Origin of the sequence: Shewanella surugensis, assembly GCF_023284005.1 — a bacterium.
Classification (GTDB): Bacteria; Pseudomonadota; Gammaproteobacteria; order Enterobacterales; family Shewanellaceae; genus Shewanella; species Shewanella surugensis.
In genome coordinates this window covers 66,660-81,392 of sequence record NZ_JAKIKS010000006.1, presented here as the reverse complement: position 1 = coordinate 81,392, position 14,733 = coordinate 66,660, and the positions used below count along the sequence as shown (strand labels likewise).

Sequence of the window (14,733 nt, the reverse complement as noted above, 5' to 3'; positions counted from 1 at the left end):
ACTATTCCAATGACCAAACTCACTAGGTAAATCACGCCAAGGTGCGCCACACCTGACTATCCAAAGTACCGCTTCAAGAAAAAGACGATTATCTTTTGCGGTGACTCCACAATCAGTGGCTTTTCCTGGAAGCAGTGAATGAATTCGTCGCCACTGCTTATCGCTAATCATTTTACGAGACATATGAATTTCAAAGAGAAAAATTGTATCTTAATCAGCTAATCATGGCCAATTGTCAACGCCCCCTAGGCTACACTCACTACGCCGCGATTAAAACACGTTTATTTTGGACATAATCCCTAGATCTCAGCAATAAGCGACACACGTTTACCTGTTAAAAACTCATAAGAACTTAAGTAAAAGTTTTCAAAGGTTGAATTTAGCCCTTTAGCAAGCAGGAACTCATGTGTTATCAGGTAATCTGCATATTTTTGGAGCTTAAAAATCAAACAGAATACCGGATAACTTCACCTCAGGCACTTATATATTCAGATAAAGATGATTCGTTGTAAAGAATCACCTTTATGATATCGTAAAACCTAATTTTATTTATCTCATCATAGCTAACAATAAAAACAAACTCGTCATTTCCTGTTATTTTTATAACCCGCTTTGACAAAGAACATAAAGTGAATAATATTTATTATCTAACATTCACTTTTCATCTACAGATGAATACCGAGGTGTAATATGGCCCAATATGATGTCAATAATCCCAGTAACGCCAATAAAGAACATACTTTTAACCATAGCGGATATAAAATCGTTGCCAACCAATCCTACTCATTCACTCTAGGCACAAATGAATCCGTCGTCCTCGGTGCAACCGTGGGCATACACGTCGGCAATGAGACCTATCTTAATCTAGGTCTTAAACAATCCATCTTTGTTGGACAAACAACAGATGTTAATGTTTCTTGGAACCTCAGTTTCACTAACAAACTTTCAGATGTCAAAATAGAAGAAATGAGCGTAAAGGGCCTAGCAACCAAGGCCACTGCTGAGCACAAAGAAATGATGGCAGACAAAATGTCCGCTGTCCTCGCTGAACTACACTTAAAAGAGCAACACCTTAGCGCTATAGAGCAAAAGATAACAGCCATTAACACTAATATCGACACCACAAATACTCATTTAGCCACCACCAATACTAACCTTGACACCGCCAATACGCGTATCGACACTAGCAACACCGCCATCGTTGATGCAAATACCCGTATGGATAATGCACAAGTTCATATGGCACTGAACTCCATGTGTATCAGCTCAAATCAAATAGCCATCGAAGAAGCTGAAAGTATAAGAATGTTAGAAAGTGGTATATTAATGCTAGACTGATTTGTCCTTAACCTAAATACACCGTTCAATTGATACCCAGTCCTATAACTCTGTTCAATACTTTCACTCCGGTCAACGCTTCATCGACTTGAACATTATAATCTCGTCGTAAAATGATTGGGTTGCAACCTTCTCACCTGAAGAGTTTTTGACACACTTTGTGCATCATATTCAAATAAAAAACAAACTACCGCTACCATTGAAATGAATAATTTAACACCTTAACCTCACGATTAGCTTGTTCACCTTTCCTTTATAAGAAGGTTTTTTGAACATAACATGCATGATTGGTTATATTAAAATAACCACATTAATAGTGTGTGATTTTGCTCACAGTTATTCCTCCCAATTAGAGGTAATTTTCCTATAGTTATTGAAGTTAATATTCTTTGATATCCCCATCCCATGACTATGTTTCATGGGCTGGGGATAGAATGTAAAGAAAATTTCGCCAACGCCTCTTTATTATCACGCTGTAAGAGCATTGCCAAAATTTTTTAATGGAGAAGTTATGACTGTCACTAATGAGCACACACTCAATCAATTAATCCAAAAAGTCAAAATAGCCCAAGCCCATTTTGCGACTTTCAGTCAAGAGCAAGTCGATACGATATTCAAAGCCGCCGCCTTAGCCGCTGCCAATGCGAGGATCCCGCTCGCTAAAATCGCCGTAGAAGAAACCCAGATGGGGGTAATGGAAGATAAAGTTATTAAGAACCATTTCGCATCTGAATATATTTATCATAAATATAAAGATGACAAAACCTGTGGTATTTTAGAAGAAGATCCCACCTTTGGCACCATTACTCTCGCTGAACCTGTTGGCCTTATTTGTGGGATCATTCCCACCACCAATCCGACATCAACAGCCATTTTTAAAGCCTTAATCAGCCTTAAAACCCGTAATGGTATTATATTTTCCCCTCATCCACGCGCTAAAAAATCGACGATTATGGCGGCGAATATTATATTAGAAGCCGCTATCGAGGCGGGGGCCCCTAGCGACATCATTGGTTGGATTGACGAACCAAGTGTGCCTTTATCACATCAATTAATGACCCACCCCAATGTCAATCTTATTTTGGCAACTGGCGGGCCTGGTATGGTCAAAGCGGCCTACTCTTCGGGTAAACCGGCAATTGGTGTCGGTGCCGGAAACACGCCTATTGTTATTGATGAAACCGCCGATTTAAAGCGCGCCGTTAGTTCCATTATTATGTCTAAAACGTTCGATAATGGGGTGGTTTGTGCCTCAGAGCAAGCCGTGATTGTCGTTGATGAGATCTATTATGCCGTTAAAAAACGCTTTGCCGAACACGGTGGCTATATGCTTAATCAAGCAGAACATGATGCTTTACAGCAAGTGATTTTACATGATGGGGGATTAAATGCCGCTATTGTGGGGCAAAGTGCCATCGATATAGCCGCAATGGCGCAATTAACGGTACCGTCACATACTCGTATTTTAATTGCAGAAATCACTGATATTAATAATGAAGAGGCTTTTGCCCATGAAAAGCTCTCCCCTTTACTCGGCATGTATCGTGCACAAGACTTTCAGGATGCGGTTGATAAAGCGGATGCTTTAGTCAAACTCGGTGGGATCGGACACACTTCAGGCCTTTATACTGATCAAGACACCCAAGAACAACGTATTAAAGACTTCGGCTTTAGGATGAAAACCGCTCGGATTTTAATTAATACCCCCGCTTCACAAGGCGGTATTGGCGATCTGTATAATTTCAAACTCGCTCCTTCTCTCACATTAGGTTGTGGCTCATGGGGCGGAAATTCTATTTCTGAAAACGTAGGGCCAAGTCACTTGATTAATAAAAAAATGATAGCCAAGAGAGCTGAAAATATGTTGTGGCATAAACTGCCCGCCTCTATTTATTTCCGCCGCGGTTGTTTACCCATCGCCTTAGAGGAAATAAGTGATAAAAAACGCGCCCTAATCGTTACTGACAAGCACTTATTTAATAACGGCTATTGTGACGAAACCATCAATATTTTAACAGCACAAGGGCTGGCCACCGATGTGTTTTATAACGTCGAAGCCGATCCCACCATGGCCACCGTTAAACAGGGTGCCAAAATGGCCCTAAACTTTCAACCCGATGTCATTATTGCCCTCGGTGGTGGCTCCCCCATGGATGCGGCTAAAATCATCTGGGTCATGTATGAACATCCCGATGTACATTTTTCCGATTTAGCCCGTCGATTTATGGATATCCGTAAGCGTATTTATGAATTTCCCAAAATGGGCAAAAAAGCCATGATGATTGCCATTCCGACAACATCAGGAACGGGCTCAGAAGTAACTCCTTTTGCCGTAGTCACTGATGAAAAAACCGGTATGAAATACCCTATTGCCGATTATCAATTAACCCCCAATATGGCTATTGTCGATCCAAACTTAGTGATGCATATTCCAAAGGCACTCACCGCTTTTGGGGGGATTGATGCCGTCACTCACGCATTAGAAGCCTATGTCAGCATCATGGCCAACGAATACAGTGATGGCCAAGCATTACAAGCATTAAGTCTACTATTTGAATACCTTCCTAATGCGTATGAACAGGGTGCTAATGATCCCATCGCCCGAGAAAAAGTGCATAATGCCGCCACCATTGCAGGGATTGCTTTTGCCAATGCCTTCTTAGGTGTTTGTCATTCACTGGCCCATAAAATAGGCGCGGAATTCCATCTTGCTCACGGCTTGGCCAATGCATTATTAATTAGCAATGTTATTCGTTACAATGCCACCGACATTCCGACTAAGCAGGCGGCTTTCAGTCAATATGACAGGCCTAAAGCCCTCTGTCGCTATGGCGAAATTGCCGATCATCTTTCATTGGGAGGAGATAACGGACAAGATAAATTACAATGTCTTATCGATAAAATAGAAAACTTGAAAGCCATCATTAGGATCCCTGCCTCCATTCAAGCCGCTGGCGTCGATGAAACGTTATTTTTGAGTAAATTGGATGAACTCGCTGAAGAAGCATTTGACGATCAATGTACTGGTGCCAACCCCCGCTATCCTTTGATTGCAGAACTTAAAAATATTCTCATTGCCAGTTATTATGGCCATAATTACCAAGATGAATAAACGTCCTATTTTAGTTCGTTGACCTTTCCGCCCCAAACAAAACATAAAGCCCATTGCTAATCGCAACGGGCTTTATGTTTTGTTTGGGACTAGACCGTTTACTCACTTAACCCGCCAATGCCTCTGAAGTGATCAGTTCATGCGTGCTTTTGCTTCAATACGATATTGATGTAACAAAGGCTCTGTGTAACCTGATGGTTGGCTTTTCCCTTCAAAGATCAGTGCACAAGCGGCTTTAAAGGCTAATCCATCGAAATGAGGGCCCATGGCGTCATATAAAGGATCACCACTATTTTGCTCATCTACGATTAACGCCATACGTTTTAATGCTAACAAAACCTGCTCTTCAGTGCAGATCCCATGGACTAACCAATTCGCAATGTGTTGTGAAGAAATTCTTAATGTCGCTCGGTCTTCCATTAAACCCACATTATTCATATCCAATACTTTTGAACAACCAATGCCTTGATCGACCCAGCGCACCACATAACCCAGAATACCTTGGGCATTATTATCCAACTCCTTGTGGATCGCTTCTTGCGTTAAACCTTGTGGTGCTTGCATTAAAGGCAAGGTCAGCAGATCATCAATACTGGCGCGCGCGCGTTGTTTGATACTATTTTGATAAGCCTTTACATCAATCAAATGATAGTGAGTCGAATGTAAAATAGCTGCATTAGGCGAAGGGACCCATGCCGTATTGGCCCCGGCTCTAGGATGAGCAATTTTTTCAGCCAACATCGCCGCCATTTCATCCGGCATAGCCCACATGCCTTTACCAATTTGAGCATGACCCTGTAAACCACATGCCAAACCCATATCAACATTCCAATCCTCATAAGCTTTAAGCCATTTTGATTGTTTCATCTCAGCTTTGGGCACCATAGGACCGGCTAACATTGAAGTATGGATTTCATCACCGGTTCGGTCTAAAAATCCGGTATTAATAAACACCACTCGATGCTTTGCTTCTCGAATGCACGCTTTCAAATTAACCGTGGTTCTGCGCTCTTCATCCATAATGCCAAGTTTAATGGTATAGCGTTCTAATTGTAGGGCATCTTCAATACGGTTAAACAATTCACAGGTAAACGCCACTTCTTCTGGCCCATGCATTTTAGGCTTCACGATATTAACAGAGCCAGCTCGACTATTGGCTCGCCCATTATGGAGTCCTTTCAAGTCATGCATCGCAGCCAGTGTGGTGATCATACCATCAAGAATACCTTCATGAATGGCTTCATTATCTTGATTCAGCACCGCATCGGTGGTCATAAAATGACCCACGTTACGCACAAATAATAAACTCCGCCCAGGTAAGATTATTACCTCACCATTTGCCGCCGTATAATGACGATCATCAGCCAATGTACGAATGGTGGCTTGTTCGTTTTTAACGATTGTTTCGCTTAACACCCCTTGCATTAAGCCTAACCAGTTGCGATACACTTCAATCTTATCTTCACTATCCACAGCCGCAATGGAATCTTCACAGTCCATAATAGTGGTCACTGCAGCCTCAACCAATAAGTCTTTAACATGTGCAGCATCAACTTGGCCTATCTTATCCTGACTATCGATTTGTATCTCAACATGTAACCCATTATTTTTAAGTAATATTGATGAAGGTGCATGCCACTCACCGGTGTAACCGACAAACTTATCCGGATCGACTAACGCGGTAATACAGCCGTCATTCAACTCTAGCTGTAACATGCCTTCGTCAATAAAATAACGTACCCCATTTGCATGACTTTTATCTTCTAGTGGAGCCACTATATCCAAATGCTGCTTAGCAAATTGAATGACCTTTTGGCCTCGCACAGGATTATAAATCGCCCCTTTTTCTGCCCCACCTGCATCACTAATGGCATCGGTTCCATATAAAGCATCGTATAAACTACCCCAACGCGCATTCGCGGCATTAAGCGCAAAACGGGCATTTTTGACAGGCACCACCAATTGTGGCCCAGCTTGATCCGTAATTTCACTGTCAATATGAGTAGTTTCAATATAAAAATCATCACCTTCAGGCAATAAATAGCCAATTTCTTGTAAAAATGCCTTATAAGAGTCCGGATCATGTGCTTGGCCCACATGAGCAAGGTGCCAGTCATCAATTTGAGATTGTAAATGCGCCCTTTTTTCTAATAACGCTTTATTGATTGGGGTTAAATCATCCACTATTTTCTCAAACGTAGACCAAAAGTCTTTGGACTTGATACCTATGCCGCTTAACATTCTCTCATCGACTAATTGCCACAGTCCCGTAGCAATCTTAAGTCCGCCAACCTGTATACGTGCCGTCATAAAACCATCCCATGTAATGAGGTGAATACCAGTAATCGCAGGCGTCCATCCTGTTGAAATATAAAACATGCCGTTTTTTCAGTCTATCCCACCTAGGATTCATTTAACTAATTTATCGTGCTTATTACTGACATTCAGCAGATGAATATCATAGCCATCGGCGAATTCAACTCGCAAGTGCCACACTCGCCTATGCCGCCTGACGTAGCGCTTCAAATGCTACTTTAGGCTGCTTATAACCAAGACACTTTCTTGATCTTAAGTTCAGTCGCTCTTGGACTGCCTGAACTTCTTTCTCCGTAACCTGACTTAAATCCATTCCTTTTGGGAAATACTGCCTCAGTAGCCCATTAAAGCTTTCATTTAATCCACGCTCATAAGATGAGTACGGATGAGCAAAGTATGCCTCTGCTTCTAGTGCTCTTGCGACTACTGCATGCTCTGCAAACTCGCCACCGTTATCGAAAGTGATAGTGTGTACATTAAAACACGCATTCAATTCCCTAAAACACCTCTGAATCATATACGGTCTAACATCAATCTTTTTGACATTGAATGGTTATTGTTAAATTGCAATAAATCCCATAAATTACCGTACAAATCTTCAAAAACTGCCACAGTGCCATAATCTTGCTTAGCCGGCTCTCGAACGAACGTTATCCCCTCAGCCACCATTCGGTGGTAATCACGCCAAAAATCATCGGTACTTAAAAATAGAAACACCCTCCCCGCAGTTTGATTGCCAATAACATTCACTTGCTCTGGTCTTGATGCTTTCGCCAGTAACAAGGTGGCACCTTGAGAACCCGGTGGCGATACAACCACCCAACGTTTATTCTGCTCTTCTTGATAGCTGTCTTCAATCAATACGAATTTAAGTTTATTGACATAAAAATCGATAGCTTCATCGTAATCTTTAACGACTAACGCCACATGAATAAGTGCTTGCTGCATGTAATACTGACCTCAGTATTTCGTCTTATACCGTATTCATTGAATATATCAGTAAAATAGCATTCATATCACTCAGTTGACTCAAAACCTCTTAAAGGCAATTTATTTGCCTGTAACCAGTTTTCTTTGGCATACTCACTCATCCCATCGGTCACATGTAAGGTATAAGCTTGTCGAGATATGGTTGAGCGATTCGCGGCGCTATAATGCGGTAAAAAACCATGAAACACCACTAGACTACCCGCTTTAACCTCAACAGGCACACCCGTTTCAATAGGCCAAGGGACATCACTCAACCGCTGCATATGAGTGTTATGATCCTGTCGATTAAATCGCTCTCTTAAAGGACCTTGATGACCCCGTGGCTCAATCCATAGACAGCCATTTTGCAAAGAGGCATCCTCAATCGCGAACCAGTAAGTGATCACGCTTTGGGGGCTAGTATAGAAAAAGCTCGCATCTTGATGCCAATTGACTTCCCCTCCGATATTGGGCTGCTTATAAATATACATAGACTGGCGAATTTGCGGCTGCTCTAATCCAATGGCCTTCGCTATCTCCCCCCATTGCCTTTGATGACTAAACGCACTAAAAACGGGATCGAGTTCATGGAGAGCATGGCCGATTTTATTAATACACAAGGCTCGATCTTGCACAAACAACCCATTATTATCAAAGGCTTCCTCTTCAAAAAAACAACAAACATTTTCAGCTGAATTAAAGAAGAAATCATTACCGCTGCGGTTGTTATCTTGAGTAGTAAAGGTATGTGAACGGTCTTCGTCCTGCCATTCATTCACTAATTGAGCTGCTTGGGCTTTTATTTTTGTTAGCCAGTAACTATCCACCATATCCTTTAACACCACAAAACCTTGCTGGTGATATTGCGCTTTTTGTTGACGGGTTAGCATTATGTTCCCTATAAAATGACATGAACTTCCCTTACCTTAATCAAAAAAAAACCTATAATAAAGCCATACCACATTCATCTACAAAAAATCAGCCGTAACGGGCTGATTATTTCATTGAGTATTGCAGCTTAGATCAATCATATATAAACTAAGCCTTCTCAAATAAAGCCTTACTTCATATACATGACTTTCACTTGAGAAGGGGCCAGTGTCACTCCGGGGCAATTCGGTGACATGCCATTTTGGCCCGTCATGCTGGTTAAACGCATCGCCGGTAACCCTTCTATCATCACTCCCATACTCCCCAGCTTAAAGGTTGTCGGCCCCATCATCATGCCCGAGGCCACACCACCAATCGCGCCGGCATTATCGCCGCTGCTTAAGGTAATAATCGAACCTTGGTTGATCGATGGCCCCCCATCCACCAATACACTTAACGCCGCAGTCCCTGGATTACACATATTACCTTGAGAAATATTCGGATAAGGCACCGGAATAGGCCCCACCGGACCCGGTGTATTACACACATCCGGAAAACCTAAATTCATGCCACCTAACGCTGTATTACCAAACATACACACCTCTCTTTACCGATTATTACCACGGGGCAATACACTTTCGACTTAGCCTAAGTGGATTTTTTCCGCTTCCATGATCATCTGTTTCTCTGCACTACTGATCACATTCTTTGCATGCGTCACAGCATCTTTTTCCACTAACTGCCGGCTACTGCCACTTTGCTTTTCATCGTGTCCTTTAATGATCCGAAAGCTCTCGCCTAAGCGCTGCATCCACAGCTCCACTACATGCTCCACTTTATCGGCTACCATGCTCAAGACTTTCGTCACCACTTGGGTTTTATTGGCACTTAAACTCGCTTCCTCTGTATGCATCGCCATTCGCTGACTGTGCACACTGACCTCACCTGCCGAAAAATGCATCTGCTCCTCGGCTTCACTCATGATCCTTTGCCCTTTAAAATGCAGTGCCCCTTGCGCGGCAATATGCAATGCACCTGAGTGAGCCAATATCCCTTGACTCGGATCCGCTTGCACTAAAATGGCTAACAGCCAGCCTTCACCGTCCTCATCAATGGCCACCGTGCACACATCCCCCACCGCAGGCATTAATAAACAACTGGCCGCCAAAGACACCGCCACCTCACCTTGTGCCGTATCGACACAATATGCCCCTTTTGACTCACAAGCCACTACGCTACCTGTGGTAGTGTATAATTCATTAAATGTCATATCACTTGATAAGAGTATTGAATTCATCACTTAACCTCCGTTGACCAGTATTCAGCTTCGGCCAGATCCAGATCTGTTCCCGTCGCTCCAAGGGTATTAGCACCTAACCAATTGCATTCTTTATCCACCAAACAATGCCGCTTTGCCGTCATTAAATTAGCTCGACTAAAATTGGCATAAGACACGTTCGCATAAGATAAATCGATATACTCTGCTGAAACATTAACGAAATTAGCGTGTATCGCAATAGCCTTCACCCAATTGGACTGCGATATCACCGCATTACTCATATTTGCATAAGACACGTCTGCATTCTCAAAACAACTGCCCAGCAAAAATGCATCACTAAAGTCACTGTCTCTTAAATCCGCATCCATAAACACTGCATGGGCGCCTTTAATCCCAACCAACGTTGCCCCTTGCATCTGACTATTCATAAAGTAACAACTCTCTAATCGACAATGAGATAAATCGACCTCTTTAAGCTGACAGCCATTGAGTTGTACCGCATAAAAGTCCACCTCAATAAAACGGCTCGTGCTTAAATCTGTCTCCATAAAAGCGGACTTTTCAATTGTCGTCTTCGAAAATAACACCGCTTGGCAAATGGTTTCATCAAACACACATTTAAACAACTTCGCGTCCGTAAAATTCACCTCTTCTAGTGTTGCGCCAGTAAAACAACACGCGCGTAACTGCGCTTGCTCGAAGTTTGTTTTAATGATTTTTGTATTGGTATACAGCGTCAAATGCTGATTTGAGGAAACTACAGTCACCTCATTAAGGACACTTTCACTGAACAGGACTTGTTTTAATACGCTTTGTGCCATGCTCACATGTTGAAATGCACAACGGTCAAAAATCACCCCATCAAGCTCAGCCGCCATCCAGTCACACTGAGTAAACTGACAACCGTTAAAAGAACATTGGGATAATTGAATATGCGCAAAATTAATGTCCGTAAACTGACAATCGGTAAACACCACTTTTGTTAACGTCAACTGTTGCCAATCTTCACCACTGAAATGCATTTTTTGGTGCAAGACTTGCTGTTGCAATGCGGCCGCTTTATCAAGAGGCTGATTATTTCCCTCTTGCTCAGTCTTTTCTATATCACCAAGATTATCCATTGATTAGGTCCTCATTATTGGCTAATAAGGTGGCTTTAAAATTACATTTTTTAATATGCGTATTACCGAAGGTCGTCTTATATAAATCACCATTGTAAAAACACACTCGGTCTAAAGTACTATTGCTGAAAATGGAGCGCATAAAGTTGGTTTGCATGGCATTCACGGCTTGAAAATGAGCACCATTAAAATTACTGCGAATACATTGAGCCCGTTTTAAATTAACACCATGGAGCTGCGTGCGTTGCATGTTGGTATTACTGATATAGATATTTTCCATATTCGCTTGATGAAAATGGGCATCGGCGAGGTTGGCATCGGCAAAGTTGGCCTTGACCAATACCGCTTGGTTAAAACAAACTCCGGGTAACTGTGCACTGCCGAAACGGGCATTGGTTAATTGAGCGGCAGTGAAATCTGCGCCACTTAAATCCGCAGACCAAAACAGGGCCTTATCAAGCTTAGCATCCGTCCAAACACTCTCTTTTGCTTTGGCCTCGAAACATTTCATTTTAATGGCTCGGCATCGAATGAAAGAGGCATTATCTAAAAGGGTATTCAATAAGTTAGCTTGATGTAATTGGCTATCATTAAAATTGGATCCAACAAATTGGCTACCGCTTGCGGTCATGCTATTCATACTGGCAAAAGTAAAATTAGCCTGATTAAATTGTGCATCGGACAAAACCGCTTCATCTAAACAGGCATGTGATAAATGGGCCTTGCATCCACTTGACTCTGAGAGTAATGCTCGACAAAGATCCGCCCCTTCAAGATCGGCACTATCAAAGATAGCCTCCGTGGCAATGACCTCTTGCATCTTAGCTGAAATAAGCTTTGAGCCACTGAAGTTCGTTTCAGATAAAATGGAACCACTCATGTCCACATAAGATAAATCAAGGTTAGATAAATCCAAATCTGATAAGTCTTTCTTAGCCAGCGATAAACCTCGCTCATGCCAATCAATGACTTGCTCTCGGCTCAGTTTTTCAAAATCAACTGGCGTGTCATCATTGTTTATTTTAGGCGGCGCTATCGCTTCTAATTCTTTCATTTTATCGATGGCAACTTGCGCTTCTGCTTTAACTAAACATAATTGCTTCTCAACGAGATCTTTAGCGACATCAGATTTTGCATTAGCTTGCTCTTTTTCGAGTAATGCAATCGATTGCTGAGATAACCGCTCAAATTGCTCACTGGCGGGCGCTGTCGATAAAGGGGCGTTTTTTAATTTATCTAAGCCTTTTTGAAACACATCACTGGATACCCCAGCGGGTAATTTAGGTTTAAAAGAGGCCGATTTTTGCTCGAAAGCCTCATTAAGCGCGGCTTTTAATGGCATGCCAGCGGTCAAACCAAAATCTTGATATAAACTCGCTTGTTTTTGATCAAAAGCCGCTTGGGCCTGTTCTTTGGTAAACTGTGGCACGGCAAACAATGACTTGCGTTTTGTCTTCTGAATATTAGCGAGCTGATCCGTTGAGCTTTGCCCTTCTATAGGCGTAATATATTCAACTAACCAACCCGTTAAATCAACGGACTCAGCATAAGCTTGCTCAATGAGTAAATCCTCTTTTAATCCAATCGGCTCTAATGCAGGAAAAACGGCTTGCCAAGGGGACAAATCATCAATATTCTGCATAAACAAAAAATGTTGCGGCGCAGCCACGATGACCTTTTGCACATCATCGGATAACTCAGTATCAACCAATGGCATTTCAATGACATTCACCAAGCCTCTTACATCTTGCTCTATCAGCCATGCAAAGCTTCGATCTTGACACATTACCACTGGTAAGCCTACTTGTAAGGCACTATGCCAAGGAAATGTCTCACTGCCAAAAACAAGCATATCAGTCTCTGGTTCAAATAGTGACTGGCGAATATGTAAAGCCGTAAACACTCCCTCTTGGTATTCAGGTAACAACCAACCTGAAGGCAATGTCGTCGGTAATTCATCATGAAAGTCATCCATCGATAAACCCCACTCTTGTGGGACAAACACCCTTTCATGGGATAAATAGCCTAACATCAACCGCTGAATATTCAGTTTTCTGAATCCCAAAGCCATTAATTTCTTGCATCTTTTTAGAAAATAATCGAGATCGCTACTCTGTGCCACTAACTCACTGGCTTTGTCATGCCAAGGGGTGTCCGTTTGGGGATAATCAAGTATATCACCATAGGCATTGAGTTTTTCTTCCATGGCCTGTACTTGTTGACCATACTCAGGATTGGTTGCGACATTAGGCTTGTTTAACTTCATTTGTTTCAAATCAGTCGCCATATCATGCTTTAGCTTCATGTGCATTTGCATTTGCTGAGCAAAGCTACTTTTCATTGCATCGATTTTAGGACCTGATTGCGCCAACAATGATTGTAGCTCTGGAGATAAACCCGAAGCATGTTGAGCCAGAGTCGCTAACTGCCCGCTACTCACATCAAGCTGTCTATCTAATTGCGCTAAAAAATCATGAGGTTGCGTTTTTCCAGCAGGTATTTTATTTTCAAACTGCCCTTGTTTAAACGCCATGTATTGCGGGATATCAGAGAGCTCTTTTTCCGCCTCAGCCAGATCGAGTTTAGCTTGCTGGGCTTTTTCACCCAGCTGAGCCATTTCTGCCGATTCGGCTTCTTTCGCAGCATTATAATGCGCCATATAGTGGACATAATGCTCTGTGGATAACGGATTTTTTTCCCGATCTTCGCTGACGAATAAAATATCTGACACATCTAACGCTTCTTCATCTTGTACTTCAATGCTGCCTCTAAAAATACGTAAGCCTAATTGCTGCTCAGGGAAAAACCACACCGTGTCGTTACGCAAACCAATCTCAGATATTTTATATTGGATCTCTTGATCAATGGCTTCATTATCATGTTGTTTTAACGACTCAACATTTTGAATAGGCGTCGCTGTGGGATCGGAGTATTGCCTCACAAAAACCCGAGGACGATAAAAAGGTAAGCTCCCTGTAATCACCGCCTCCTTGGGATGTAAATTAACCAAATGATAAGCTTCGCCCCCTTTGAAAAAATCGGTTAAGCGTTGATCAAATGGGGCTTGATTAAAAAAATGCCAATCAAAATTTTGTGGGACACTGGGCCAGCGTTCACGAAACCAAATTTCATCATAACTGCCCATACAAGCTTGTCTCATGGGATGATCGATGGCTAAAGGTAAAAAACAAGCCGATCTGTGATCCGTGTTTTCTACACGGCTATTGTGAATATCATCAGAATAAAAAAGACAAGCTAAGGGATATGACTCTTCGACTAAACTTAACCCCAACTTATTTTCAGCGATATCCTCCCCGCCCCAGGTCATTTCCCAGGTTAACGGTTGTCGAATAAAAGGAGCTGGCTCAGAGGGCACAAGTCGACCTTGCCTATATTGCCACTGCCGAGAACCATAAACATCGATTTGTTTCTCACTCCCCGCAAAATGAGCAGACACTTTCACCACCTCCCTTGGCGATGGCCCACTAAAACACGCCCCCGATAATAACCATTCCGGATTAATTTTAGGCATGCCAGCATCAAACATACGCCCGTCTAAACTGGCGTTAACAGACGCCCAAATTTTTTGCTCATTGACTGATTTCTCAGGATAGAGTAGATCAAAGCCGACTATCATCGAAATACATAAATAAGACTTTCCTTGTAATTCATAAGGAACAAAAAGTGTCGCAATCTCATCATTTTTCATTATTTTTATAGACATAAAA

General features: G+C 42.3%; 11 protein-coding genes. 2 read left to right on the top strand and 9 right to left on the bottom strand.

From position 1 onward, the window contains the following. Positions 1-183 (bottom strand): transposase (locus tag L2764_RS03045; RefSeq protein ID WP_248938770.1); only part of this gene is annotated, 183 nt, incomplete at its 3' end. Between the two features lie 507 nt (positions 184-690). On the opposite strand from L2764_RS03045, the gene L2764_RS03040 reads away from it, so the two are divergent. Then, positions 691-1,338, top strand: coding sequence for a coiled-coil domain-containing protein (locus L2764_RS03040; protein ID WP_248938769.1), 648 nt, complete (start codon positions 691-693; stop codon positions 1,336-1,338). A 511-nt stretch (positions 1,339-1,849) separates the two neighbouring features. Further along, positions 1,850-4,450 carry a bifunctional acetaldehyde-CoA/alcohol dehydrogenase gene (gene adhE, locus L2764_RS03035; protein WP_248938768.1) on the top strand — a complete coding sequence of 867 codons (2,601 nt, stop codon included), beginning with the start codon at positions 1,850-1,852 and terminating at the stop codon, positions 4,448-4,450. A 132-nt stretch (positions 4,451-4,582) separates the two neighbouring features. Here the strand turns inward: adhE and L2764_RS03030 are convergent, their stop codons facing one another. From L2764_RS03030 to L2764_RS02995, 8 genes are all read right to left on the bottom strand, one after another. Then, positions 4,583-6,760, bottom strand: coding sequence for a malate synthase G (locus L2764_RS03030; RefSeq protein WP_248938767.1), 2,178 nt, complete (start codon positions 6,758-6,760; stop codon positions 4,583-4,585). A 190-nt stretch (positions 6,761-6,950) separates the two neighbouring features. Continuing rightward, the gene (locus L2764_RS03025; protein WP_312018333.1) at positions 6,951-7,280 is read right to left on the bottom strand and encodes an IS30 family transposase; all 330 of its coding nucleotides are present in this window, start codon (positions 7,278-7,280) and stop codon (positions 6,951-6,953) included. Beyond that, entirely contained in the window at positions 7,280-7,714 is a 435-nt protein-coding gene (locus L2764_RS03020; RefSeq protein WP_248938766.1) for a VOC family protein, read from the bottom strand. Before L2764_RS03020 ends, L2764_RS03025 begins: the two co-directional genes overlap by 1 nt. A 68-nt stretch (positions 7,715-7,782) precedes the next feature. Further along, a complete protein-coding gene (locus tag L2764_RS03015; protein ID WP_248938765.1) occupies positions 7,783-8,625 on the bottom strand; it encodes a phytanoyl-CoA dioxygenase family protein in 843 nt (280 codons plus the stop codon). Positions 8,626-8,795: 170 nt separating this feature from the next. Continuing rightward, entirely contained in the window at positions 8,796-9,200 is a 405-nt protein-coding gene (locus tag L2764_RS03010) for a DUF4150 domain-containing protein (RefSeq protein WP_248938764.1), read from the bottom strand. Between the two features lie 48 nt (positions 9,201-9,248). Beyond that, entirely contained in the window at positions 9,249-9,902 is a 654-nt protein-coding gene (locus L2764_RS03005) for a DUF3540 domain-containing protein (RefSeq protein WP_248938763.1), read from the bottom strand. Continuing rightward, the gene (locus tag L2764_RS03000; RefSeq protein ID WP_248938762.1) at positions 9,902-11,005 is read right to left on the bottom strand and encodes a pentapeptide repeat-containing protein; all 1,104 of its coding nucleotides are present in this window, start codon (positions 11,003-11,005) and stop codon (positions 9,902-9,904) included. The genes L2764_RS03005 and L2764_RS03000 overlap by 1 nt, the downstream gene beginning before the upstream one ends. Then, complete coding sequence (locus tag L2764_RS02995; RefSeq protein WP_248938761.1) at positions 10,998-14,729, bottom strand: DUF2169 family type VI secretion system accessory protein; 3,732 nt, start codon at positions 14,727-14,729, stop codon at positions 10,998-11,000. The genes L2764_RS03000 and L2764_RS02995 overlap by 8 nt, the downstream gene beginning before the upstream one ends. Between the last annotated feature and the right edge of the window lie 4 nt (positions 14,730-14,733).

Coding starts and splice junctions, on each gene's coding strand:
- L2764_RS03020 (WP_248938766.1), bottom strand. CDS start 7,714: ATGCAGCAAGCACTTATTCATGTGGCGTTAGTCGTTAAAGATTACGAT.
- L2764_RS03015 (WP_248938765.1), bottom strand. CDS start 8,625: ATGCTAACCCGTCAACAAAAAGCGCAATATCACCAGCAAGGTTTTGTG.
- L2764_RS03030 (WP_248938767.1), bottom strand. CDS start 6,760: ATGACGGCACGTATACAGGTTGGCGGACTTAAGATTGCTACGGGACTG.
- L2764_RS02995 (WP_248938761.1), bottom strand. CDS start 14,729: ATGTCTATAAAAATAATGAAAAATGATGAGATTGCGACACTTTTTGTT.
- adhE (WP_248938768.1), top strand. CDS start 1,850: ATGACTGTCACTAATGAGCACACACTCAATCAATTAATCCAAAAAGTC.
- L2764_RS03040 (WP_248938769.1), top strand. CDS start 691: ATGGCCCAATATGATGTCAATAATCCCAGTAACGCCAATAAAGAACAT.
- L2764_RS03000 (WP_248938762.1), bottom strand. CDS start 11,005: ATGGATAATCTTGGTGATATAGAAAAGACTGAGCAAGAGGGAAATAAT.
- L2764_RS03010 (WP_248938764.1), bottom strand. CDS start 9,200: ATGTTTGGTAATACAGCGTTAGGTGGCATGAATTTAGGTTTTCCGGAT.
- L2764_RS03005 (WP_248938763.1), bottom strand. CDS start 9,902: ATGAATTCAATACTCTTATCAAGTGATATGACATTTAATGAATTATAC.